The 24,536-nt window shown below is 56.4% G+C and carries 25 protein-coding genes; 19 read left to right on the top strand and 6 right to left on the bottom strand.

The features are described 5' to 3' along the window. Positions 1-40: 40 nt before the first annotated feature. The 3 genes from ACR0IO_RS02985 to ACR0IO_RS02975 all read right to left on the bottom strand — a co-directional run bounded on the left by ACR0IO_RS02985 (position 41) and on the right by ACR0IO_RS02975 (position 2,716). Positions 41-997, bottom strand: coding sequence for a Hint domain-containing protein (locus ACR0IO_RS02985; protein ID WP_480739453.1), 957 nt, complete (start codon positions 995-997; stop codon positions 41-43). Positions 998-1,104: 107 nt separating this feature from the next. Beyond that, positions 1,105-1,794: a nitroreductase family protein gene (locus ACR0IO_RS02980; protein WP_480739451.1), complete on the bottom strand. Its 690-nt coding sequence runs from the start codon at positions 1,792-1,794 to the stop codon at positions 1,105-1,107. Positions 1,795-1,831: 37 nt separating this feature from the next. Then, positions 1,832-2,716, bottom strand: coding sequence for a LysR family transcriptional regulator ArgP (locus tag ACR0IO_RS02975; RefSeq protein WP_480739446.1), 885 nt, complete (start codon positions 2,714-2,716; stop codon positions 1,832-1,834). 86 nt (positions 2,717-2,802) lie between these two features. Here ACR0IO_RS02975 and ACR0IO_RS02970 point away from each other — a divergent pair, with 86 nt between their 5' ends. The 7 genes from ACR0IO_RS02970 to ACR0IO_RS02940 all read left to right on the top strand — a co-directional run bounded on the left by ACR0IO_RS02970 (position 2,803) and on the right by ACR0IO_RS02940 (position 9,298). After that, the gene (locus ACR0IO_RS02970; RefSeq protein WP_170331630.1) at positions 2,803-3,402 is read left to right on the top strand and encodes a LysE/ArgO family amino acid transporter; all 600 of its coding nucleotides are present in this window, start codon (positions 2,803-2,805) and stop codon (positions 3,400-3,402) included. Between the two features lie 40 nt (positions 3,403-3,442). Next, on the top strand, positions 3,443-4,351 hold the full coding sequence (locus ACR0IO_RS02965; protein WP_480739443.1) for a DMT family transporter: 909 nt from the start codon (positions 3,443-3,445) through the stop codon (positions 4,349-4,351). Between the two features lie 95 nt (positions 4,352-4,446). Further along, positions 4,447-5,019: a choline-binding transcriptional repressor BetI gene (gene betI, locus ACR0IO_RS02960; RefSeq protein WP_480739441.1), complete on the top strand. Its 573-nt coding sequence runs from the start codon at positions 4,447-4,449 to the stop codon at positions 5,017-5,019. Next, complete coding sequence (gene betC / locus ACR0IO_RS02955; RefSeq protein ID WP_480739438.1) at positions 5,016-6,524, top strand: choline-sulfatase; 1,509 nt, start codon at positions 5,016-5,018, stop codon at positions 6,522-6,524. The genes betI and betC overlap by 4 nt, the downstream gene beginning before the upstream one ends. A 73-nt stretch (positions 6,525-6,597) precedes the next feature. Further along, positions 6,598-8,256, top strand: coding sequence for a choline dehydrogenase (gene betA / locus ACR0IO_RS02950; protein ID WP_480739436.1), 1,659 nt, complete (start codon positions 6,598-6,600; stop codon positions 8,254-8,256). Between the two features lie 54 nt (positions 8,257-8,310). Further along, on the top strand, positions 8,311-8,958 hold the full coding sequence (locus ACR0IO_RS02945) for a thermonuclease family protein (protein WP_480739434.1): 648 nt from the start codon (positions 8,311-8,313) through the stop codon (positions 8,956-8,958). Between the two features lie 100 nt (positions 8,959-9,058). Further along, complete coding sequence (locus ACR0IO_RS02940) at positions 9,059-9,298, top strand: HP1242/YdcH family protein (RefSeq protein ID WP_155145303.1); 240 nt, start codon at positions 9,059-9,061, stop codon at positions 9,296-9,298. A 47-nt stretch (positions 9,299-9,345) separates the two neighbouring features. On the opposite strand, the gene ACR0IO_RS02935 is transcribed toward ACR0IO_RS02940, so the two are convergent. Then, positions 9,346-10,746 carry a helix-turn-helix domain-containing protein gene (locus ACR0IO_RS02935; RefSeq protein ID WP_155145300.1) on the bottom strand — a complete coding sequence of 467 codons (1,401 nt, stop codon included), beginning with the start codon at positions 10,744-10,746 and terminating at the stop codon, positions 9,346-9,348. Positions 10,747-10,810: 64 nt separating this feature from the next. Next, positions 10,811-12,016 carry a multidrug effflux MFS transporter gene (locus ACR0IO_RS02930; RefSeq protein ID WP_480739430.1) on the bottom strand — a complete coding sequence of 402 codons (1,206 nt, stop codon included), beginning with the start codon at positions 12,014-12,016 and terminating at the stop codon, positions 10,811-10,813. A 180-nt stretch (positions 12,017-12,196) separates the two neighbouring features. Between ACR0IO_RS02930 and ACR0IO_RS02925 the strand changes: the two genes are divergently transcribed. The 6 genes from ACR0IO_RS02925 to ACR0IO_RS02900 all read left to right on the top strand — a co-directional run bounded on the left by ACR0IO_RS02925 (position 12,197) and on the right by ACR0IO_RS02900 (position 17,967). After that, on the top strand, positions 12,197-13,729 hold the full coding sequence (locus tag ACR0IO_RS02925) for an acyl-CoA carboxylase subunit beta (RefSeq protein ID WP_155145296.1): 1,533 nt from the start codon (positions 12,197-12,199) through the stop codon (positions 13,727-13,729). Positions 13,730-13,775: 46 nt separating this feature from the next. After that, complete coding sequence (locus ACR0IO_RS02920; RefSeq protein ID WP_480739427.1) at positions 13,776-14,174, top strand: cupin domain-containing protein; 399 nt, start codon at positions 13,776-13,778, stop codon at positions 14,172-14,174. A 23-nt stretch (positions 14,175-14,197) separates the two neighbouring features. Continuing rightward, the gene (locus tag ACR0IO_RS02915; RefSeq protein WP_480739424.1) at positions 14,198-14,653 is read left to right on the top strand and encodes a DUF6497 family protein; all 456 of its coding nucleotides are present in this window, start codon (positions 14,198-14,200) and stop codon (positions 14,651-14,653) included. A gap of 136 nt (positions 14,654-14,789) precedes the next feature. After that, positions 14,790-15,143 (top strand): hypothetical protein, encoded by a 354-nt coding sequence (locus ACR0IO_RS02910; RefSeq protein WP_155145290.1) that lies wholly within the window; start codon positions 14,790-14,792, stop codon positions 15,141-15,143. A 457-nt stretch (positions 15,144-15,600) separates the two neighbouring features. Next, positions 15,601-15,804 (top strand): hypothetical protein, encoded by a 204-nt coding sequence (locus tag ACR0IO_RS02905; protein ID WP_155145288.1) that lies wholly within the window; start codon positions 15,601-15,603, stop codon positions 15,802-15,804. Positions 15,805-15,921: 117 nt separating this feature from the next. Continuing rightward, positions 15,922-17,967, top strand: a complete 2,046-nt coding sequence (locus ACR0IO_RS02900) for an ATP-binding protein (protein WP_480739422.1) — start codon at positions 15,922-15,924, stop codon at positions 17,965-17,967. 472 nt (positions 17,968-18,439) lie between these two features. Here ACR0IO_RS02900 and ACR0IO_RS02895 read toward each other — a convergent pair whose 3' ends face one another. Further along, positions 18,440-18,886: a DUF4174 domain-containing protein gene (locus tag ACR0IO_RS02895; protein ID WP_170331654.1), complete on the bottom strand. Its 447-nt coding sequence runs from the start codon at positions 18,884-18,886 to the stop codon at positions 18,440-18,442. 168 nt (positions 18,887-19,054) lie between these two features. Between ACR0IO_RS02895 and scpA the strand changes: the two genes are divergently transcribed. The 6 genes from scpA (at position 19,055) to ACR0IO_RS02865 (ending at position 24,534) form a co-directional block, all read left to right on the top strand. Beyond that, positions 19,055-21,181 carry a methylmalonyl-CoA mutase gene (gene scpA / locus ACR0IO_RS02890; protein ID WP_480739419.1) on the top strand — a complete coding sequence of 709 codons (2,127 nt, stop codon included), beginning with the start codon at positions 19,055-19,057 and terminating at the stop codon, positions 21,179-21,181. Positions 21,182-21,290: 109 nt separating this feature from the next. Beyond that, entirely contained in the window at positions 21,291-21,893 is a 603-nt protein-coding gene (locus ACR0IO_RS02885) for a VOC family protein (RefSeq protein ID WP_155145281.1), read from the top strand. Continuing rightward, positions 21,890-22,378: an N-acetyltransferase family protein gene (locus ACR0IO_RS02880; RefSeq protein ID WP_480739415.1), complete on the top strand. Its 489-nt coding sequence runs from the start codon at positions 21,890-21,892 to the stop codon at positions 22,376-22,378. The genes ACR0IO_RS02885 and ACR0IO_RS02880 overlap by 4 nt, the downstream gene beginning before the upstream one ends. A gap of 45 nt (positions 22,379-22,423) precedes the next feature. Beyond that, positions 22,424-23,104 (top strand): molecular chaperone DjiA, encoded by a 681-nt coding sequence (locus ACR0IO_RS02875; RefSeq protein ID WP_155145277.1) that lies wholly within the window; start codon positions 22,424-22,426, stop codon positions 23,102-23,104. Positions 23,105-23,108: 4 nt separating this feature from the next. After that, positions 23,109-24,107, top strand: a complete 999-nt coding sequence (locus ACR0IO_RS02870) for an endonuclease/exonuclease/phosphatase family protein (RefSeq protein ID WP_480739411.1) — start codon at positions 23,109-23,111, stop codon at positions 24,105-24,107. A gap of 37 nt (positions 24,108-24,144) precedes the next feature. Next, a complete protein-coding gene (locus ACR0IO_RS02865) occupies positions 24,145-24,534 on the top strand; it encodes a hypothetical protein (RefSeq protein ID WP_480739409.1) in 390 nt (129 codons plus the stop codon). Positions 24,535-24,536 lie beyond the last annotated feature (2 nt).

Below are 24,536 nucleotides of genomic sequence, written 5' to 3'. Positions count from 1 at the left end.
GCGTTGTTGGCACATAGTGCGCTCAAGCCGGTCGGTCATCTCAGAGTGCTGCGTGCATCTCGAATTTCCTGAGATCTCTTCTGGCCAGAACCATCGAGTGGGACGTGATGTCATCAATGAGCTCAGGGAAGAGGCAGCATAGTTCCTGCAACTGGTCCTGATCGAAACCACCCGCACTGTTTTCACCCAGATACAGGCTTTCGGTCCAGACGCCTTCTGATTGGATGACTTCGTGGCGGTCAAAAAGCAGATGATAATAAGCCACGCTTTCAGGGGTTTGTTGAGATACCCCCTCAAGAGGTGTCAGGAACTTTGCTGCAGCAAAGGCCTCGTTTTCGGCGAAAAGCAGGTTGATTTGGGGACCAAATGAAAGCACGCGGTGCATAGGCGAAAGATAGAGATCCCGTTTGGGTAAATTCCGACCCAATGCGCCCCGCTTAATTCGTATCGGCCGTGTGAAACTCGCCTTACTCAGCATTTTGCGATCCAACGTAGCACGTCCGATCCAACGGATTTTCTGAACACCGTGATCTCTGGTCTGGACACGATCTCCCACTCCAAGAGACTCGATGGGTAAAGATCCGGTTTCAGTTGTAATTCTTGTCCCAGCTGCAAAGCAGGGCGGTGGAGGGATAGGTGTCAGGTCACCTGGATCACCCTCCTGATCACCATTTTGCTCGGAGTCTTCTGCGAGCACGCTGTCAGACGGAACAGTTCCATCTGTCGGGACAAAGTAAATCTCTTTGTCACCCGAGGCGTCCTCGTGTTCGATGTACCAGCCCGTTACGGTCAGTCCATTTTCCAACTCAATGGTGGATTGGTCCTTTAGGGCTGAGATGGTGAAGCCGTCGATCGTGTCTTCACCTTCGGCGATTGTGTCATCCATGTTCTCGTCGGTCAGAGTCACAACGGTCGCAATAGCGGGCTCACCCGCTTTGCCACCGTCGCTGCCGGTGTTCCCGAGATAATATGCTGCAACCACATAATCGGTGGCCATTCGCGCGCCCACCTATACCAGCGTACAAGTTACTACAGGTGTATAAATATATTCGAATTTTAAGTTTCGACAAGTTTCGAGCCGAATTGGCGGGTGCACACGTGTGATCAGTAGAAGGATGAAACCTCGTCAAGCGGTTTCTTCAGCTTTGCAACGGAGGGCACGGTTGCATCGTCTGACGGGTGCCCGACCGCTATGATCATCGTCGGTTTTTCCGAAGCCGGGCGATCCAGCGCATCGTTCAGAAAGCGCATCGGATTGGGCGTATGTGTCAGCGTGCTAAGGCCTGCGTGGTGCAACGCTGCAAGCAGAAAGCCGGTGGCGATGTTCACGCTCTCGGGTACATAGTAGTTCTTGTAACGTGTACCGTCTTCGAACTGTCCCCAGCGCTGTGCGAAGACCACGATCAGCCAGGGCGCCACGGTCAGATGTTCTTTAACCTCATTGGTTCCAATTGGCTCCAGCGCCTTGATCCACTCATCACCAGCGCCACCTGCATAGAACCGACGTTCTTCTTCTTCGGCCTCTTCGCGAATGCGTTGCTTCAGCGCCTGATCCGAAATCGCGACAAAGTGCCAGGGCTGGTGGTTTGCCCCGGACGGCGCGGTTCCCGCCGTGCGGATGCAGCTTTCAATGACTTCTCGCGACACTGGTCGGTCACAATAGTCCCGTACCGTATGACGCTTACGCATGACCTCATAGAATTCCTGAGCGGCTGCGGCCATCTGTTCATCTGTCAGGTCGCTGCGATCGGGCAGGGGGAGCGGGTCGTAGCTGAGGCTGTCGCGGGAAAACATGTTAATTCTCCAATGGTTTATGCCTTATCGGGTGGATTTACGCCTGGATCAAGGCCTGTGTTGCTGCATCCTTGACTGCGCGCGTCAATGGCGCAAGGGCAGGGGCCAGAATACGCCCGACCTGCCAGGTCAATGCCACGTCCAGATGCGAGTTGGGCACGACCTCACACAATCGATCATCATCGATAAATGGCTGCGCGAGAACTTCGGGGTTCATACCCCAACCCAACCCCGCGGCGGCGGCTTCGACAAACCCTTGTGTAGACGGCAGGAAATGCGAAGGAGGCGATATGCGTTGACTTGTCTGTGTCGCGATCCACGAGCGCTGCAGATTGTCCTTTTGGTTGAAGGTCAGACACGGTGCGCGTGCGAGTGAAGTGTGATTGACACCGTCGGCGAACCATTTGTGCATGTAGCCGGGGCTTGCAGTGGCCAGATAGCGCAACGTACCCAACGCTGTGGCATCGCACCCGGTGACGGATTGACCGCCGACGGTGATTGCTGCGCTGACTTCTCCACGACGCAGCCATTCCGCTGAATGATCCTGATCATCGACGACGAGGTCGAACAACGTGTCGTCAACCTGTGCCATGGCATCAATGAACCATGTCGCAAGGCTGTCTGCAGGAACAGCAATTTTAACTCTGGCGGGCCCTGTCGCCCGGTCGATTGCCAGTTCCTGACCCAGTTGTGCCTCAAGCAGTCCGATGTCTTCAGCGTGTCGGGCAATCCGCAATCCTGCGGGCGTACCTGTACAGGGCACGCCGCGCTGGACCAGCGCCACACCCACCCGATCCTCAAGCGCCTTGATACGCTGTGAAATTGCCGATGGTGTCACCGAAAGTTCGGCAGCTGCAATTTCAAAGCTGCCATGTCGCAGGATCGCAGAAAGAGCGGACAGATGATGTGGATCCAGTTGCATTAGTAAAACTTAATAGGCTTCAGTTTCTTTAATTTGATAAAGCTATCCGAGGCGTCTAGTCAAACTGGCAATGAACAGGAGTCCTCATGTCCGCATCCATGATTGCCGGTTTTGCCCTTGGTTTTAGCCTTATCCTCGCTATCGGCGCACAAAATGCCTTTGTCCTGCGGCAAGGATTGCGGCGCGAGCATGTGTTTGCACTTTGCCTGACCTGCGCAGTTTCAGACGCCATTCTGATCGGTGCGGGCGTAGCCGGGTTTGGAACGCTGGCCGAGGCGGCCCCATGGTTTGAAACTGTCATGCGCTATGGGGGCGCGATATTCCTGACATGGTATGGGCTGCGTAGCCTGCAATCTGCCTGGCGGGGTGGGGCAGTCATGGACGTTGGTGAGAGCCAACGCACCAGCCTGCGCACTGCTCTGCTCACGGTGCTGGCCTTCACCTGGCTTAACCCGCATGTCTATCTTGATACCGTCGTTCTCATCGGTTCGATCTCGGCACAATATGATGATCGGATGGGTTTTGCCCTTGGGGCTATGTTCTCCAGCTTTGTGTTCTTCTTTTCGCTTGGGTATGGGGCGGGAATTCTGTCCCCTGTCTTTGCCCGCCCGCGCGCGTGGCAAGTGCTGGATATGATCATCGGGATCGTCATGCTGGGCATTGCCTACAAACTTGTTGCGATGTGAAGGGTTGTTCCTCGTCGGGTTTCGGTGTTCAACCGTTTCCATGACAACGGTTGCCATTCAATCCCGCCCGCTTGCCGGCATGTTCTGGATGTTCTCCGCCGGGCTGTCCTTTGTGGCGATGACGGCGTTGGTCAAGTCTCTGGGTACATCGATGGACCCTATTCAGGCAGCCTTTCTTCGCTATGTTCTGGGGCTTGTGTTTCTGTTGCCTGCAATGCGCGCAATCATGACAACCCATCTGACGCACCGGCACCTAACGCTGTTTGGTGTACGTGGGATAATTCACGCGGTCGGTGTCATGCTGTGGTTCTATGCGATGACGCAAATCCCACTGGCTGAAGTGACAGCCATGAACTATCTCACTCCAGTTTATGTCACGCTTGGCGCTGCACTTTTTCTGGGTGAGAAAATGGCGTTTCGCCGGATCGCGGCGGTACTGGTGGCTCTGATCGGAGCCGCGATCATCCTCCGTCCGGGCTTTCGGGAGGTATCGACCGGACATCTGGCCATGCTTGGCACATCTTTGATGCTTGGTGGCTCTTATCTGCTCGCCAAGGCGATGGTACAGGATGTTCGTCCATCCGTGGTGGTGGCCCATCTGTCTATCTGGACAACCATTTTCCTGATCCCTTTCGCGATCGCAGTTTGGACCCCGCCCAGCCTACGCGATATCGGCGTGCTCTTTCTCATCGCCAGCTTTGCCACCGCAGGGCACTATTTCATGACGCTTGCGTTGCAGGCTGCTCCGGTGGCCGTGACGCAGCCGGTTACCTTTCTTCAACTGATCTGGGCCACTTTGCTGGGCGCCTTTGTCTTCCATGAAGGCATTGACCTGTGGGTGGTCGCGGGTGGGACTTTGATCCTTGCGGCGGTGACATTCATCACTTGGCGTGAGGCAGTCCTAAAGCGAGGAAACTTGACGCCTCCGAGTATTGCGCCCAAGCTTTAGATACAGGCGAGCGTAGCCAGATGTGCGTTATTGATTGACGAGTCAATAAAAACCCCTTAGCGTTTTCCCATCAGGTTGTGTTGAGGGGGGCAGCGATGCCAAAACTCGGAATGGAGCCGATCCGGCGTGATGCGATTGTCAAAGCGACGATCGCTGAACTTGGCTCGAAAAAATCCCTTGATGTAACCGTCAGCCAGATTGCCAAACGCGCAGGGATGTCCAGTGCGCTGGCGCATCACTATTTTGGCGGTAAAGATCAGATCTTTCTGGCGGCAATGCGCCGTATTCTATCGGATTTCGGAGCAGAAGCCCGGAACGAGCTCAAAGCAGCCGACCCGAAAGAACGAGCACATGCCATCATCCGGGCGTGTTTTGCACCTTCTTGCTTTACGCCCGACGTCATCGCCGCCTGGATGACCTTTTATGTACTGGCGCAGACCAATGATGATGCGTTGCGCCTGTGGCAGATCTATCAGGCACGTATCCGGTCGAATCTGACCGATGCCCTGCGCCCGGTCATGAACGATCCGGTCGAAGCAGCTGAAAACATGATTGCCCTGATCGATGGGCTTTATATCCGCGCTGCACTCAGCGCACCTGAAGAACCGCAACTGGCCGTCAACCATGCAATGCGTGTTCTGAATACCCTGCTTGAGGCTGAAAAATGACAAAACCCAACATTCTGATCCTGATGGTGGATCAGCTTAACGGAACCCTCTTTCCCGATGGTCCCGCAGACTGGCTTCATGCTCCGAACCTGAAGAAACTGGCCAGCAAATCGACCCGGTTTGTCAATGCCTACACGGCTTCGCCGCTGTGCGCGCCGGGGCGGGCCAGCTTTATGTCCGGTCAGCTTCCATCCCGTACAGGCGTTTATGACAACGCCGCCGAGTTTCGCAGCGACATTCCGACCTATGCACACCATTTGCGTCGCGCGGGATATTACACCTGCCTGTCCGGCAAGATGCACTTCGTGGGTCCCGATCAGTTGCACGGGTTCGAGGATCGTCTGACGACCGACATCTATCCAGCAGATTTCGGCTGGACCCCGGATTATCGCAAACCCGGCGAGCGGATCGACTGGTGGTATCACAATATGGGTTCGGTGACGGGCGCGGGTGTGGCTGAAATCTCGAACCAGATGGAGTACGACGACGAGGTCGCATATAACGCCAAGGCCAAGTTATATGATCTGGCCCGTGGCAAGGATGACCGCCCATGGTGCGTCACCGTAAGTTTCACTCATCCACATGACCCATATGTAGCGCGCCGCAAATACTGGGATCTCTACGAAGATTGCGAGCATTTGCAGCCTGAGGTCGCTGATCTCGGCTATGACAATCAGGATCCGCATTCCAAGCGCATCTTTGACGCCAATGACTGGCGCAGCTTCGACATCACCGAAGAAGATATCCGCAAGTCGCGACAAGCCTATTTTGCCAATATCTCATATCTGGACGACAAGATCGGTGAGATCTTAGAGGTGCTGGAAACCACCCGTCAGGAAGCCATCATCATGTTCGTCTCGGATCACGGCGATATGCTGGGCGAGCGGGGATTGTGGTTCAAAATGAACTTCTATGAGGGTTCGGCCCGTGTGCCGCTGATGATTTCTGCACCAGATATGCTTGCAGGTCGTATCGATACGCCGGTCTCGACAATCGACGTCACGCCGACTCTCGGGGCGCTGGCCGGCGTTGACATGGCAGAGATTGCGCCGTGGACAGATGGTGAAGACCTCGTGCCGCTTGCCAATGGCACCGAACGCACGGCGCCGGTGAAGATGGAATATGCGGCCGAGGCGTCGTATGCACCTCTGGTTTCGCTGCGTTATGGCAAATGGAAATACAACCGGTGCGCGCTGGACCCGGACCAATTGTATGATCTTGAGGCCGACCCTCACGAATTGAACAATCTTGCGGACGCCCCTGAACATGCAGGCACGCTGGAAACTCTGAAGGCAAAGTCCGAAGCGCGCTGGGATCTGGACCAGTTCGATGCCGATGTGCGCGCCAGTCAAGCGCGCCGCTGGGTCGTGTACGAGGCACTGCGTCAGGGCGGATACTACCCGTGGGATTATCAGCCGCTGCAGAAGGCGTCCGAACGCTACATGCGCAACCACATGGATCTGAATGTCGTAGAGGAAAACGCGCGCTTCCCGCGCGGGGAATGACCTCTTCACCGTTTTGAAAATACCCCCGCCGAACACCTTCTGATCAGGGCCGGCGGGACAAGGAGTCGTGAATATGGAAGCAGATTTCGTCATCGTTGGCGCAGGATCCGCGGGCTGTGCGATGGCTTATCGCCTGAGTGAGGCAGGGGCCTCGGTTCTGGTGATCGAGCATGGCGGCACAGATGCCGGTCCGTTCATCCAGATGCCGGCGGCGCTCAGCTACCCGATGAACATGTCGCGCTATGACTGGGGTTATCAGTCCGAGCCGGAACCGCATCTGAACAACCGCAGACTGGCCTGCCCGCGTGGCAAGGTGATCGGTGGGTCATCTTCGATCAACGGCATGGTCTATGTGCGTGGCCATGCGCGCGATTTCGATACTTGGGCTGAGATGGGGGCAGATGGCTGGTCCTATGCTGATGTGCTTCCGTATTATAAACGCATGGAGACATGGCATGACGGTGGCCATGGCGGAGATCCGACCTGGCGTGGAACCGATGGCCCGTTGCATGTCTCGCGTGGGCCGCGCGCGAATCCGCTGTTCCAGGCCTTCGTCGATGCGGGTCAACAGGCGGGTTACGAAGTCACCGGTGACTATAACGGTGAAAAGCAGGAAGGCTTTGGCCCGATGGAGCAGACCGTCTGGAAAGGACGGCGCTGGTCGGCGGCAAATGCCTATCTGAAACCCGCCCTCAAACGAGAAAACTGTGATGTCGTGCGTGGTCTGGCCTCGCGCGTTGTTATGGAAAACGGTCGCGCAACCGGGGTCGAACTTGTCCGAGGCGGTAAGAAAGAAATCATCCGCGCACGGCGCGAGGTGGTTCTGGCCGCGTCCTCCATCAACTCTCCCAAGTTGCTGATGTTATCGGGCATTGGTCCCGCAGCGCATTTGGTTGAGCACGGGATCGAGGTTGTTGCTGACCGTCCGGGTGTTGGTGCGAACCTTCAGGACCATTTGGAGCTGTATATTCAGCAAGCATCACTGCAGCCCATCACGCTCTACAAGCACTGGAATCTGATCAGCAAAGGTCTGATCGGGGCGCAGTGGCTGTTTACCAAAACCGGCCTGGGTGCATCGAACCAATTTGAAAGCGCGGCGTTCATTCGCTCGAAGCCCGGCGTGGAATATCCTGATATTCAGTACCATTTCTTGCCAATCGCTGTGCGTTACGATGGTCAGGCAGCAGCTGAAGGGCATGGTTTCCAGGCGCATGTGGGGCCGATGCGGTCGCCGTCGCGTGGCGCGGTCACATTGCGTTCGGCCAATGCCGAAGACGCGCCGGTCATCCGGTTCAACTATATGAGCCATGAAGAGGACTGGGAAGATTTCCGCACCTGCATTCGCCTGACCCGTGAGATCTTTGGGCAGGACGCGTTCAAGCCCTATGCCGGAAAGGAAATCCAGCCGGGGGCGGGCGTGCAGACAGATGAAGAGTTGAACAGCTTTATCGCGGAACATGCTGAAAGCGCCTATCACCCTTGTGGGACCTGCCGGATGGGACGTGCTGATGACAAGAACGCGGTTGTAGATCCCGAAGGTCGTGTGATCGGCGTAGATGGGCTGCGCGTTGCCGACAGCTCGGTCTTCCCGCAGATCACCAACGGAAACCTCAATGCGCCATCTATAATGGTGGGTGAGAAGGTCTCGGATCATTTGCTGGGCAAGGATCCATTGCCCAAGGCAAATGACCGGCCTTGGATCAATCCTAATTGGGCAGTGGCACAGCGTTAACCTTTCTTAACAGCCCCCGTTGAAAGCACCCATGGTCGGGTGCATATCGGGGGTATGTTAAGGATTTGTTTAGCATTTGTTCTGGCTTTCCCGGTCGCAGCCTATTCAGCGGATCGGATCGAAGGGCGTGTTCATGTCGTCGATGCCGACACATGGGATGTGGGAGGCGTCCGCGTTCGTCTGCATGGGATCGACGCTCCGGAACTGGATCAGTCCTGCAAGGATGCGCAGGGCCAAAACTGGTCTTGCGGGGCTTGGGCTACCCAACAGGTTAAAAAGCGTTTTGAGGGAAAGACCACGGCTTGCGTACCACGTGACCGTGATCGATACGATCGGGTCGTCGCGCGTTGCAACGTGCGCGGTACAGATGTCGCGCAGGTATTGGTTCTTGAGGGCCTCGCGTTTGCCTATCGCAAGTACTCCAACGATTATGTTGCCGCCGAAACCAAAGCGATCGCCTCAAAACAGGGGTTGCATGCGGGGCAGGTGCAGGTGCCTTGGGTCCACCGGGCATCAGGGCGCAACCAGAACTCACAGCCCTGTCAGATCAAAGGAAACATCTCGTCCAGCGGCGAACGCATCTACCATGTCCCCGGACAGAAATACTATGCGAAGACAAAAATCAGCCACCGCAAGGGTGAGCGATGGTTTTGCTCGGCATCAGAAGCCCGATCTGCTGGATGGCGACCGGCAAAGCGTTGAATATTGAATGAAATCCGGCAAAATTTGATCCGGGTCAAAGAGGTATGGAACGATCACCTTTACCAATAGTTTGTAACGATAGATCAAGGAGCGAACAGCAATGTCTCACACCCCGCATGAACTGGCCGAAGAGTTTCCCGACAAGGTCGAGTTGATGAGCCAGCTCAAGCAATCGGATGCCCATTTCGCCCGACTGTCTGACGAATATCACGAGATCAATCGAACCGTACATCGGGCTGAAACCAATATCGAACCGATGGAAGAGTTGGCTGAGGTGGAGCTGCGCAAAAAACGGGCAGCACTCAAGGATGAGATTTGGGCGATCCTGTCCAAATCCTGATCGACAAACACGGGCGGGGGCAGCGCTCCCGCCACGTATTGTAGCGCTTAGGTCACCTCATAGGGCAGCGTGCCGCGGGTATGAGCATCGATTGTCAGGCGACGCTCCAGCGGTGGAACAGACCTTTGATGGCAGGTCTGGCGCTCGCAAATTCTGCAGGAAATCCCAATAGGCTCGTATGCGCTTGCATTATTGATGTCGAGGTTGTCGGCATAGACCAAAGCCTCGGCATGGCGGACTTCACACCCCAATGCGATGGCGTATCGGCGTACGGGTGCGCCGAAAGACCCCCCCGATTTGGAAACATCCCGCGCCAGCGAGATGTATCTTACTCCATCCGGGGTTTCCGCCAGTTGCAGCAGAAAATGGCCGGGCGTTTCAAAGGCGCGGTGAACGTTCCACAAAGGACATGCCCCTCCAAAGCGCGCAAATTGCAGGCGTGTGGCAGAATGGCGTTTGGTGATGGTTCCGGCTTGGTCCACCCGGACAAAGAAGAACGGAATGCCCTTGGCGCCGGGCCGTTGCAGTGTCGACAAGCGGTGGGCGACCTGTTCAATTGATGCGCCGAACCGGTTGCTGAGCAATTCCAGATCGTGGCGATCTTCCTGCGCGGCAGCCAGAAATGCCCCGTAGGGCATCAGCGACGCGCCCGCGAAATAGTTCGCAAGGCCGATCTTGGCGATTGAACGGGCCTCTTCGCTTTGAAAGCGTGCGAAATCCAGTGTTGCTTCCAGCAGCTTGTCCTGACTGATCAGGGCCACTTGCAGAAGCAGCTGAAACACCTGAGTCTGTGGCGCGGCACGTGAGGACAGGCGCAACGTTCTGGTGTCGGAATCATAGTTGCGCATGTCTTCGATGTCAGCAAAACGGACCTGAATGCCCCTTTCAGAAAGGCTGTTGATGGCCGCCTGACGAATGCCGCCAGGATCTTCCGCACGTTCGGCAAACCTTTCAGCAGCGCGGTCGACCGCGTCGATGTAGTTGTCGCAATAGTGGAAGAAGTCGCGCACTTCTTCCCAAGGGCTTGCCTGCGTGCGTGCGTCTTCGCGTCCGAGTGCCTCATCAAGCGACGCCAACCTCTCATGAGTTTGGCGATAGGTCTTGTGCAGATCGATGAACGCTCGTGCCAAGGCGGGTGCGTTTGATGCGGTCAGACGCAGATCAGCCAAAGGGGGCATCGAATCTGCAAAGACCGGATCGGCCAGTGCTTCGCGCATGTCCGAGACCAACCTTTCACTGTCGCCTGTGCTCAGCTCGGTCACATCCATCCCGAATTCTTGCGCCAGAGCCAAAACAACCGTCGTCGAAATCGGACGATTATTGTTCTCCATCTGATTGAGATAAGGAAGCGAAACGCCAAGCTTGGCAGCGAATTCCTTTTGGGTCAGCGACAGCCGTGTACGCATTTCGCGCAGTTTTGCACCGGCATAAAGTTTTTGGGTGGCCATGATGAATCTTTGCAGCTTTCCTGAAGCTGCAGGCTAACTTTGCAAACCTATCAGTGCAAGCGACCTAAAGTCCCAGTTGCCGTTCACGCCAAATGACACTGCTGATGGCAATAATGGCCAGGATCGAGGTCGCGAGCATCAGCCATAGCAAGGGCATTGCGCCGGTTTCACGGGTCAGTAAAGCTCCGGCAAGTGCGCTCAAAGCCGCGCCGCCACCCAGCATGATTGCACCGCTTAATCCTGACGCCGTGGCGGCAAGATGCGGGCGCACGGATAAGGAACCAGCAGTTGCGTTGGGGATGGACATACCGTTTCCGAGGCCCACAAAGGTCATGAAGCCAAAAAAGCTGAATGCAGTTCCCATACCCACAAGAAACAGGGCAGCGGATAGCGCGACGCCAATTGCATTCAACCAGCATCCCCACAGGACCATTCTGTTGACGCCAAAGCGAACCGAATAACGCCCACTTATGAAGTTGCCAAAGAAGTACCCTACAGCGGGAGCGCCAAAATAGATGCCCACTTCGGCGGCCGTCAGTCCGAACACTTCGGTTCCAATGAAGGGTGCGCCACCCAGATAGGCGAAGAAAGCGCCCGAGGACAAAGCCGAGGACAGCGAATAGCCCCAGAACCGGGGTGAGGTCAGCAATTCGGGATACTCCCGAAACTGCTGCATCAATGTCTTGCCGCTTTTGGCCGACGTCTCACCGAAATCCATATAGGTCAGCGCCAATGCCAAAACGGCCAATCCGAATGGCAGCCAGAAATTAGCCTTCCATCCGAAGCTTTCTTCCAGCACCCCGCCAATGGCTGGCCCTATCATCGGAACAACCGCCATGCCCATTGTCACATAGCCAATCATTGATGCCGCCTGATCCTGTTCGAACATGTCGCGAACCGCGGCCCGACTCAGGACAAGGCCAACAACGATGACAGCCTGGCTCATTCTAAAAAACAGAAAGAGTTCGACGTTCGGGGCATAGATGCAACCAAGCGTCGCCAGCAGAAAGAGCCCAAGACCCCACAGTAGCACCGGTCGGCGACCGGCTTTGTCCGCGATGGGGCCGATCAGGATCTGCATGAGCGCATTTACAAGTAAATACAGTGCGATCGAAAGCTGCATCACCTTGTAGTCGGTGTCGAAATAGACAGCCATGAAGGGTAGGCTGGGCAGGTACAAATTCATGCTCAGCGCTGACAATCCTGACAACAGGACCAGCGTGGCAAGCGTTGGTGGAGTGTGCCCGATCGAGCGCGAACTGAACTGCATGGTTCACACTTAGAGCCTGTATTTCGGAATTACTATCAGATTGATGGCTTAATTCGTTAATTAACAAATTTGCAGTTGTCACGTGGCTGGTTTCCAAAATTTTGCAAATTTGCGGAAAAAGCCTTTGGGTCACCTTCAGCAACCTATATTGTCCCGGAAAATTTCACAGGGGACAACGTGATGAAGGACATCCTTTCCGAGCTCGAAGATCGTCGCGAAGCCGCGCGACTGGGTGGTGGGCAAAAGCGTATCGATGCGCAGCATGCCCGCGGGAAACTGACCGCGCGTGAGCGGATCGAGCTGTTGGTGGACGAAGGCAGTTTCGAAGAATTCGATATGTTCGTCAGTCACCGCTGTACCGATTTCGGAATGGAAAATCAAAAGCCTGCGGGTGATGGCGTTGTGACCGGCTGGGGCACGATCAACGGCCGTATGGTCTATGTCTTTTCGCAGGATTTCACCGTCTTCGGTGGATCGCTGTCTGAAACGCACGCCCAGAAAATCTGCAAGATCATGGATATGGCGATGCAGAATGGCGCGCCGGTGATCGGCATCAACGACTCGGGTGGTGCGCGAATCCAGGAAGGCGTGGCCTCGCTCGCGGGTTATGCCGAGGTGTTCCAGCGCAACATCATGGCCTCGGGCGTTGTGCCGCAGATCAGCGTCATCATGGGCCCCTGTGCCGGTGGTGCGGTCTACAGCCCTGCGATGACCGACTTCATCTTTATGGTTAAAGACACCTCTTATATGTTCGTGACTGGTCCCGACGTTGTGAAAACCGTCACGAATGAGGTCGTCACTGCAGAGGAGCTCGGCGGCGCATCGACCCACACCAAGAAATCGTCCGTCGCAGACGGTGCTTTTGAAAACGATGTCGAGGCACTGGCCGAGGTTCGTCGCCTCGTCGACTTCCTGCCGCTCAACAACCGCGAAAAACCACCCGTTCGCCCATTCTTTGATGAGCCCGACCGGATTGAAACTTCGCTGGATACGTTGATCCCGGAAAATCCGAACACGCCCTACGACATGAAAGAACTCATCACCAAAGTGGCGGATGAGGGCGATTTCTATGAGATTCAGGAAGATTACGCCAAGAATATCATCACTGGTTTCATCCGGCTCGAGGGGCAGACTGTAGGTGTCGTAGCAAACCAGCCTATGGTTCTGGCGGGCTGTCTGGATATCGACAGCAGCCGCAAGGCGGCGCGGTTTGTACGCTTCTGTGACTGCTTTGAAATCCCGATCCTGACCTTTGTAGATGTGCCGGGCTTCCTGCCGGGAACCTCGCAGGAATATGGCGGTGTCATCAAACACGGTGCCAAGCTGCTGTTTGCCTATGGCGAAGCCACGGTTCCAAAGGTCACCGTGATCACCCGTAAGGCTTATGGCGGTGCGTATGACGTTATGGCCTCCAAGCACCTGCGCGGAGACTTCAACTATGCGTGGCCCACGGCCGAGATCGCGGTGATGGGTGCAAAAGGCGCGACCGAGATTATCCACCGTGCCGATCTGGGAGATGCTGAGAAGATCGCGCAGCACACGCAGGACTACGAAGACCGGTTCGCCAATCCTTTCGTTGCGGCCGAGCGTGGCTTTATCGACGAGGTGATCATGCCACAATCAACCCGCCGCCGTGTTTCCAAGGCCTTTGCCAGCCTGCGGAACAAGCAGCTGAAGAACCCCTGGAAAAAACACGACAACATTCCTTTGTGATGTACGCAGTCCAACTGAAAGCCTGATCAACAGCCATTGGTGACGGATGTCTCAAATCTGGAAAAACCAAGCCTTTAACGTATCCCACGCCGACACGTCCCCGTTTTTCGGCGAGGGATTGCGCGCCTTTTTTGAATACCGGGACCTCGGGATCAAAGAGGCGACACAGGGTAAGTTCGGGGCTCATGTGATCCGGGCCGTTCCCGGGATGGAAAGCCCGGGCGCCTGGCATTCGCATGAACTGGATTTTCAGATGGTTTATGTCACCAAGGGCTGGGTTGTCTTCGAATACGAAGGGCAGGGCGAGCATCTTTTGCGAGAAGGGTCCTGCATTCTGCAACCACCCGGGATCGTGCATCGCGAAGTGCGACATTCGGACGATATGGAGCTGATCGAGATCACTTCACCCTCGCAATTTGACACTAGCGACGAATCGGCGCCATGAATTGCTCTGCCAGACATAGAATCGTGCACACCACAGGTGCTGCGCACGCGGCCCCGGAAGGAGGAGCCTGCCATTGGCAGGGCCGGGGCCGTGCTCTTGTTCTGGCTCTTGCCCTGATGGCACCCACTGCCGGGCTAACCGATGCCCTTTTGCCCGTTCCCTCAGGCCAGCCTGTCGAACTGAGCGATGTGCTGCTCGATAACAATCCGGGCGAGCTGTGGTTGCGCTTCCGTTTCATCGCTCCAAAGATCGGCTCGACTGTAGGGCGGATCGGCTATGACGTGGCTTCGACGGACATGGCGCATCTGTGTGAAACTCTGGCTGTCCCTTACGTAAATAAGCACCAGTTGGAGCCAGCGCTTGTGGTCATCTCTTTCTCCGACCGCGCGATCGAATTCGGCAATGCCTCGCCCGATGCCACGCAGTTTTTCGAAGCCTATCGGCTGGAACAATCCCAGTGTATCTGGGAGGGGCTCTGACCATGAGGGGACCATCTCATGTTGTTGGCGCGTTTCAGCGAAACGATGCGGCTTTGGAGGTGCGCATGAAGAACCCGTTCCGGAACGGAAGCCTTTTTCTTTTTTATTCTAACAGTTTGACCGGCGAGGTGCAGGTATGCTGAAACATCGCGGATTTCCCGGTCGTTTAGCCGGCACTGATTTTCAGTTCACAATCCGGCGCGCCAATCCGAAGGGCGTGACGCCAATAACCCAACGTGAACGGTTCCGGGATCGCAAACCGGCAGATCGGCGCGCGGATACAGCTTTTATGGAAGCGCTGTGGGAGCATTTTGGTGATCAGCCATTTGAGCGTGGCAATCTGGATGCCGGTCGTCTGAGCTGGCTTTTCGGGCGTGAGGTTATCGCGGCAGAAGACCCGTTTGATCCTGAAAGTTATGACGCACTTCTGGTCATTGATCTGGATGCAGCACGGCAGTCCTTTCCCGATATCTTTGACGGGGTTGGCTGAAGTTGGTCCAGACGGCGGCACATATCGCAACGTCCAGTATTCAGGGACAAAAAGGCGCTATTTATCTGGGTGATGTGGCGCATTTTCCCTTTACGACTAAGGCCGCTGTCGGCGCATTTCTGCGCGGAAATTCTGCGGATGGGCAGAAACCAGCCGGAAATTCAAATGGAAACAATGACCGGTTGGCGGGTGGAATTGTGCCATGCAAGGTGAGCGGGCCGTGCGGCTCTACTTTGCCTGCGCCGCACATGCACCTACTATTCCGTACCCCTTCCTTCCGCGGGCAGGCTTGTGTTCCCCACATAGTCCTGTCCGCGTTTTTCTTTGCGCGTATATCAGTCTTAAAGCAGCAAATATCTGCGCAAAAGTCGGGATCTTCGGATCTGATATTGAATAACAGCGGGTTATTCCGGCATCTGCACCCGATCGCGACAAAAAATCTTAAGGGGCAGATATCATGCGAATCTCACGACTTATCCTTGTACTGGCCGCCTGTGCGGGCGTTTCGGCCTGCGGAGACACAACCGGCGAGCAAGCGCTGCTTGGTGGCGGCGCCGGTGCGGTCGGTGCGGCCGTCCTCAACGCAGATCCGATATTCGGAGCCGCAGTCGGGGCCGCAGGAAACGTGCTCTACTGCAAGACACAGAAGAACTGCAGCTAACAAGAACATTGCGGGGCATCCGTTGCCCCGACCGCCATCACGCATCACGCCGTTGTGGGGCTTTCGCCCTGCAGCGGCGTTTTTGCGTTCCCAGAACACCAAGACAAAGGACGTTCCATGTTCAACAAGATTCTGATCGCCAACCGGGGCGAGATCGCCTGCCGGGTCATTAAAACCGCGCGCAAGATGGGAATCGGCACGGTTGCCATCTATTCGGATGCGGACAAACAGGCGTTGCATGTGGAAATGGCGGACGAGGCCGTGCATATCGGCCCACCCCCGGCCAACCAGTCCTATATCGTCATAGACAAGGTGATGGATGCCATTCGTCAAAGCGGTGCACAGGCTGTTCACCCAGGCTATGGCTTCCTGTCAGAAAACGCCAAGTTTGCCGAGGCGCTTGAGGCCGAGGGCGTCGCTTTTGTCGGCCCACCGAAAGGCGCCATCGAGGCGATGGGCGACAAGATCACATCCAAGAAGATCGCGCAGGATGCCAACGTTTCCACCGTGCCTGGTTATATGGGTTTGATTGAAGACGCGGATGAGGCCGTCAAAATCAGCCAGCAGATCGGTTACCCGGTGATGATCAAGGCCAGTGCCGGTGGCGGGGGCAAGGGCATGCGGATCGCGTGGAATGATGAAGAGGCACGCGAAGGTTTCCAGTCATCCAAGAACGAGGCCGCGAATTCCTTTGGCGATGATCGGATTTTCATCGAGAAATTCGTGACCCAACCGCGCCATATCGAGATTCAGGTACTTTGCGACAGTCACGGCAACGGCATCTACCTGGGTGAGCGTGAGTGTTCGATCCAGCGCCGCAACCAGAAGGTTGTGGAAGAAGCACCGTCGCCCTTCCTTGATGAGGATACTCGCCGCGCGATGGGTGAGCAGGCCGTCGCGCTGGCCAAGGCCGTAGGATATGCCAGCGCCGGTACGGTGGAGTTCATCGTTGATGGCGACAAGAACTTCTACTTCCTCGAAATGAACACCCGCCTTCAGGTGGAACACCCGGTGACCGAACTGATCACAGGCGTCGATCTGGTTGAACAGATGATCCGTGTAGCCGCGGGTGAGCCGCTGTCCATCACGCAGGACGACGTGACCTTGACGGGCTGGGCCATTGAAAACCGTCTGTATGCGGAAGATCCGTATCGTAACTTCTTGCCATCCATCGGTCGTCTGACCCGCTATCGCCCGCCTCAGGAAATCGCGGCGGGTCCGTTGCTGGTCAATGACAAGTGGCAGGGTGAGGCCCCAAGTGGTGACGCAGCCGTGCGCAACGACACCGGCGTTTACGAGGGCGGCGAGATCAGCATGTACTACGATCCGATGATCGCCAAGCTGTGCACATGGGCACCGAGCCGTGAGCAAGCCATCGAGGCGATGCGGGTCGCGCTCGACAGTTTCGAGGTCGAGGGGATCGGTCACAACCTGCCGTTCCTGTCGGCCGTGATGGATCATCCCAAATTCATCAGTGGCGATATGACTACGGCTTTCATCGCCGAAGAGTATCCAGACGGCTTTGAAGGCGTTGAACTGTCTGAAACCGATCTGCGTCGCATTGCTGCCTCATGTGCCGCCATGCACCGGGTTGCGGAAATCCGTCGTACTCGTGTTTCGGGCCGGATGGACAATCACGAGCGCAAGGTTGGCAAACGCTGGGTAGTGTCGCTGCAAGGACAGGAATACGCAGTTCAGGTCAACGCGGACAAAGAAGGCGCGACTGTCAAATTTGAGGATGGATCGACCTTGCGTGTCGCATCCGACTGGACGCCCGGCGACCAGTTGGCCGTCCTGGACGTCGACGGCAGCCCGCTAGTGCTAAAAGCTGGCAAAGTGTCCGGTGGATTCCGCATTCGGAACCGTGGCGCGGATCTCAAGGTGCATGTCCGCCGCCCACGCGCGGCAGAGCTGGCCAAGCTGATGCCAGAAAAGCTGCCGCCTGATACGTCGAAAATGCTGCTGTGCCCGATGCCGGGACTGATCGTCAAAGTCGACGTAGAAGTGGGGCAGGAAGTGCAGGAAGGTCAGGCGCTCTGCACCGTTGAAGCGATGAAGATGGAAAACATCCTGCGCGCCGAAAAAAAGGGTGTTGTGGCCAAGGTAAATGCTGGCCCCGGCGACAGCCTTGCGGTGGACGATGTGATCATCGAGTTCGAGTAGACGCAAACTAACATGAGCTTCATCCACCATATATGGATCAGCATGCTAACGATGGCAGTGCAATTTGTGCTGTCATGGTTGATGCTCGTCTATGTGGAGTGCCCTTTGCGGTGCGAAAGCGTCTCAATTGAGACGGTGAATGCGGCTCTTGTAACCTCTGGTGTTGTTGCTGGAATAACCTACGCGGCGCTCACTCGCTTGGTTTACGGCGACTGGCCCGAACTTATGGGACTTGCGACGGGTGTTGTCATAGCCATTCTGGGTGCATCGTGGCTCGCCCGTTTATCGGCGACAACGAAACTTGATGGTGTGTGGGCGATCCTAACAGCGGTGATCGTTGTTCTGACGGTCGGCTACCTTTGGTTAAGGTTTTGGGGCTCGTTACCCCCGAAACCGCGTTCTCGGGACGCTGACACTTTAGAGGGGTGCGTGAGATGATCCCTGTTCCAAGCATCACCTCTTTGCCATTGTTTCAACCACCCTCGCGACGTTCGCGGATTTCGCGTTCTCGCAATGGTGTTTTGTCGATGGATCGGCCGATTTCGCGCACGCTCCAAGGTGAAGGTTTGCGCAGTTTGACGACACCATCCTTGTCAACAAACACCATCTGGAATCCGCGTGGGCGCAGTTGCGACCGGATCGGAGAACGAGCGGATGGGTCGGTGTCGGTCAACACGACGACGTCCCGGTCGCGCATGGCGTCTTCACCATCAAGCAGCATGTCGATCTGCTGTTGGAATCGCGGGTCTGCGGGCGTGTCGGCGAAGACAACGATGGGCCGACTGACCCACAGAAATTCGCTCAAATCGCTCTCACCTGCGGGGCGGACGAATTCGTCTTCAGCGGGTGCAGCCCCGTCGGCGGCCATGGCTGCCAGCGGGAATAGTGCCGATAAAACAAGGGCAAGCGTTCGTGTCATGGGGCCTCCTGTTCGTTTGAATATAGCCCCTGCAGCGGTGAATGCGACCGGCGAAATGCGCGCAGCCATCAAAATGTTGCGCTCAACCACCCTTGAAAGGGTGCCACCGAACACCACCACGCGCGGGCTGCGGCCTGGCGCGAACCGAATTGAGAAAAGGAAATCGCAATGACCGATACGAAAGACTGGCAGGCGCTGGCTGAGAAAGAGCTGCGCGGTCGCCCGTTGGACGACCTGACCAAGGAGACGCTGGAAGGCATCGACGTCAAGCCGCTGTATACGCAGGAAGACACGGCTGAACTGCCGCATATGGGGTCGCTGCCGGGGATCGGACCGTTTACGCGTGGGGTGAAGGCAACCATGTATGCCGGTCGTCCCTGGACTATTCGTCAATATGCCGGTTTCTCAACCGCCGAAGAATCGAACGCCTTCTATCGCCGCAATCTTGCCGCCGGTCAGCAGGGTGTTTCGGTGGCCTTCGATCTGGCGACGCACCGGGGCTATGATAGTGATCACCCGCGCGTGGTTGGCGATGTCGGCAAAGCCGGCGTGGCCATCGACAGTGTCGAGGACATGAAGATTCTGTTCGACGGCATTCCGTTGGACAAGGTCTCGGTCTCAATGACCATGAACGGCGCGGTGATCCCGATTTTAGCAAGCTTCATCGTAGCGGGCGAAGAGCAGGGGCATGACAAATCGGTTCTGTCCGGCACCATTCAGAATGACATTCTGAAAGAGTTCATGGTGCGCAACACCTATATCTATCCGCCTGAACCCTCGATGAAGATCATCTCGGACATCATTGAATTCACGTCGAACGAGATGCCGAAATTCAACTCGATCTCGATCTCGGGCTATCACATGCAAGAGGCTGGGGCGAACCTTGTGCAGGAGCTGGCCTATACGCTGGCCGACGGCCGCGAATATGTCCGTGCCGCGACGCAGGCGGGGATGGATGTGGACAAGTTCGCTGGCCGCCTGTCCTTCTTCTTTGCCATCGGCATGAACTTTTTCATGGAGATCGCCAAACTGCGCGCTGCGCGTACGCTTTGGCACCGAGTGATGACCGATTTTGGTGCGAAATCTGAACGGTCCAAGATGCTGCGCACTCACTGCCAGACCTCGGGCGTCAGCTTGCAGGAACAGGACCCGTACAACAACGTGATCCGCACCGCTTATGAGGCGATGAGCGCGGTTCTGGGCGGGACCCAGTCGCTGCACACAAACGCTCTGGACGAGGCAATTGCACTGCCCACCGATTTCTCGGCCCGCATCGCGCGGAACACGCAGTTGGTGCTGCAAGAGGAAACCGGAGTGACCGATGTGGTCGATCCGCTGGCGGGTTCGTATTACGTCGAAAGTCTGACCAATGAGCTGATCGAGAAAGCCTGGGCCTTGATGGAAGAGGTCGAGGAAATGGGCGGTATGACCAAGGCGGTTGCCAGCGGTATGCCCAAGCTGCGGATCGAAGAAAGCGCAGCCCGTCGTCAGGCGATGATCGACCGAGGCGAAGAGGTAATCGTCGGCGTCAACAAGTACCGCAAGGAACAGGAAGACCCGATCGACATTCTGGACGTCGACAACGTGGCCGTACGCGAAGCGCAGGTCGCGCGTTTGGAACGCATCCGTGCGACCCGTGACGAGGCTGCCTGCCAACATGCGCTGGACGCTTTGACCAAGGCTGCCCAAGAGGGCGGAAACCTGCTGGCTGCTGCGGTCGAGGCCGCCCGCGCCCGCGCATCCGTAGGAGAGATCAGCATGGCAATGGAAAAAGAGTTCGGCCGTCACCGTGCCGAGGTGAAAACCCTGGCCGGTGTTTACGGCGCGGCCTACGAAGGTGATGAAGGCTTTGCCGCGATCCAGAAGTCCATCGAAGACTTCGCCGAAGCTGAAGGCCGCCGCCCCCGCCTGTTGGTGGTCAAGATGGGACAGGACGGTCATGACCGGGGGGCCAAGGTCATCGCAACAGCCTTTGCTGATATCGGCTTTGACGTCGATGTAGGACCGCTGTTCCAGACACCCGCCGAAGCGGCACAGGACGCTGTGGACAACGACGTACATGTCATCGGCATCTCTTCGCAGGCAGCGGGTCACAAGACGCTGGCACCGCAACTGGTCGAGGAACTGAAGAAAGCCGGAGCCGAAGATATCATCGTGATCTGTGGTGGCGTTATCCCTCAACAGGACTACCAGTTCCTCTATAATCACGGCGTCAAGGCGATCTTTGGGCCGGGCACGAATATCCCCGAGGCGGCACAGGACATCCTGCGCCTGATTGGGGAAGCCCGCGGATAACGCGCCAAGGCACTCTTGCCATCCGGAATTTTTCGGCGAAGATGACATTGAAAGCAGCGTGCACCCGCGCGCTGCTTTTTCTTTGAGGTCATACCGAAGGGGAGAGCGTATGATTCTGGATCATTTGGCAGTCGCGGGCGAAACGCTTGAAGCAGCTGCCGCTCATGTCGAAGAAGCGTTGGGCGTTAAGCTACAGGAAGGCGGCAAGCACGCCAGATTCGGAACCTATAACCGGCTGTTGGGGCTGGCGGATGGTCTTTACCTTGAGGCCATTGCCGTCGATCCGAATGCGCCCGCGCCAGAATTTCCCCGTTGGTTCGATCTGGACCGGTTTTCAGGCACCCCACGGCTGACCAACTGGATTTGCCGTGTGGAAGATATTGAAGCTGACCTTGTTTCTTTATCTGAAGGGGCCGGGCAGCCAATAGATCTGGAACGCGGAGCGCTGAGGTGGCGTATGGCTGTTCCACCTTCGGGACGCCTGCCATTTGATAACCTGTTTCCAGCGCTGATTCAGTGGCAGGGCGATCTGCACCCTGCGCAGATGTTACAGGCCAGTGGCTGCAGGTTGCGCCGCCTTGTCGTGTTTCATCCTGACGCGCTTGATCTGGCGAAACTGCTGGGACCACTGGAACTGGTCGAGTTTGATTCCGGACCTGTGGCCATGCGAGCAGAATTCGAAACACCGCGCGGGATGCGCGTGTTGGAATGATGGTACGAACAGCCAAAGTTGGGGATGCCCCGGCAATCGCTGAGATAACAAATGCAATCATCCGCGAGACGCTGATCACCTTCACCACCGATGAACGCAGTATTGAAAGCATTGCTGCAGATGTTGAAGCGCGTGGAAACCGGTATCTGGTGGCCGAAGCAGACGGTCAAGTGCTGGGTTTTGCAACCTATGGCCCATTCCGGGGCGGCCCGGGCTACGCACATTCACGTGAGCACTCCATTCAGCTGTCTCCTGCTGCGCGGGGTAAGGGGTTGGGGCGGGCATTGATGGCTGCTCTTGAAGACGTCGCACGTGCGGACGGTGTGCATGTTCTGGTCGCCGGTGTTTCATCCGACAACCCCGGTGCAATCGCATTTCATTCAGCACTTGGGTTCACCGAAGTCGGCCGGATGCCCGAGGTTGGCCGAAAATGGAATCGCTGGTTGGACCTTGTTCTGATGCAGAAAATTCTTGCCACGGAATGATTAGTCGCACCTGACAGTCACGTTTCCTCGCGCTAGGGTGCAAGCATGTCGATCTGGACCCGCATATCCGATGCGCTGAGCGCGCTTGCCCAAGGCGAAAGCCTGACCGCAGTTTTTGAAAAGCTGCGCACTCCGCCTGAACGATCGGTTGCCTTTGCAATCGCGGTGATTGCGCTGGGCGCAAAAATGGCCAAGGCCGACGGGCAGGTGACACGCGATGAGGTCACAGCCTTTCGAGAGGTATTCCAGATCGCTCGCGATGACGAAGATGGCGCGGCACGCGTTTTCAACATGGCCCGAACCGATGTCGCGGGTTATCAGGATTACGCCCGCAAGATCGCGCGCATGTTTTCCGAAGACAGCACCACGTTGTGCGATTTGATGGAAGGGTTGTTCCACATCGCGATGGCGGATGGATTTTACCACCCCAACGAAAACGAATTCCTTGAGGAAGTCAGTCGTATTTTCGGCCAGGACGAAGCGCAGTTCATGGCATTACGTGCGCGTTTCGTGCCGGATGCGCCGAATGATCCCTACACGGTTCTTGGAGTGACCCGGGAAACGCCATTGCCGGAGATTCGTAAAACCTGGCGACAATTGGTGCGTGACACGCACCCTGACGCGATGATGGCGCGTGGAGTTCCCGAAGAAGCGATCCGTCTGGCTGAAAAGAAGATGATTGATATCAACCGAGCATGGGACGAGATCAACGGCGCCCGGGTCTGAACTAATGCGATTGGCGACCTACAATATCGAATGGTTCGCCAACCTGTTCGATAAGAATGATACTCTGATCGCCGATGACAGCTGGTCAGGCCGGCACAATGTCATTAAGATTCAGCAGATTGAAGCCATTGCCAAGGTGCTGAGCGCGGTTGATGCCGATGCAATCCTGATTGTTGAAGCGCCGAACACCGGAAAAAGTCAGAACACAGTGCGCGCGCTTCAGGGGTTTGCCGAAACCTTCGACCTCAGAACCTCACAGTCGATCATGGGATTTCCCAACGACACGCATCAGGAACTTGCGCTGCTATATGATCCTGAACAGCTGAGCGTTCGCCACGACCCAAAGGAAACCATTAACAATCGAGCCCCACGGTTCGATCACGAGTTCAGAATAGATCTGGACGTCGACGCCACCGAGGATGTTGTCCGCTTTTCAAAACCGCCTATGGAACTGGCGGTGAAAAGCAAGTCAGGCTTCGAATTCCGTCTGATCGGGGCACATCTGAAATCCAAGGCCCCTCATGGGGCGGACAACCGCGATGAGGCTATTCGGATATCGATCGCCAACCGACGCAAGCAGCTTGCGCAGGCCGTATGGCTTTCACGAAGGGTGAAAGCGCATGTTGCCGAGGGGGAGCCGGTGGTCCTGCTGGGTGATTTGAACGACGGGCCTGGGCTGGATGAGTTTGAGCATCTCTTCGGTCGCTCGTCGGTTGAGATACTATTGGATGCCGGACTCTATGATCCGCATGCCGTCAGCGCGAACAGCTTGCGGCCGGGATCCATTCCGTCAACGGCTCGTTTTCCCAAACCTAAAGAAGGCCGGTTTCTGGAGGCCTTGCTTGACTATGTGATGATCAGCGAAGATCTGCGCGACCGCCAACCAAAATGGCGTATCTGGCATCCATTCAACGACACAGGGTGTTGGGCATTGCCCGAGTTGCGAGAAGCGCTGCTGGCGGCGTCAGATCACTTCCCGGTCACTCTGGATATCGATTTGTGACCTTTCAAGCGCATTGAGCCTGTCCTATATTTGCTCCATGCATCGCATTGCTTTGATAGCCGCCATTTTCACCGTCGCTACTGCTCCTGTCTCTGCGCAGGAGGATGACGGGAAATCCCTGATGGAGCAAGGGGCCGAACTGTTCTTTGAAGGCCTCCGGCAGGAAATGGAACCCGCGCTTGAGGATTTGCGTGGATTGGCCGAGCAATTCGGTCCCGCCATGCAGTCGTTCATACAGGAAATGGGGCCAGCGCTGGCTGAAATCACAGCACAGGTAAAGGACTGGAGCGCCTACGAAGCGCCCGAGATACTGCCTAATGGCGATATCATTATCCGTAAAAAGCCGGATCAGCCGCAGCCTGAAGAAATTCTGCCGGAAGATCAGGAAGAACAAAAAGAAGAACCACAGGGCGCTACGGATATCTGATT

The sequence above is a fragment of the Ruegeria sp. CE12 genome (assembly GCF_056537525.1).
This window is presented reverse-complemented; position numbering and strand designations above follow the sequence as displayed.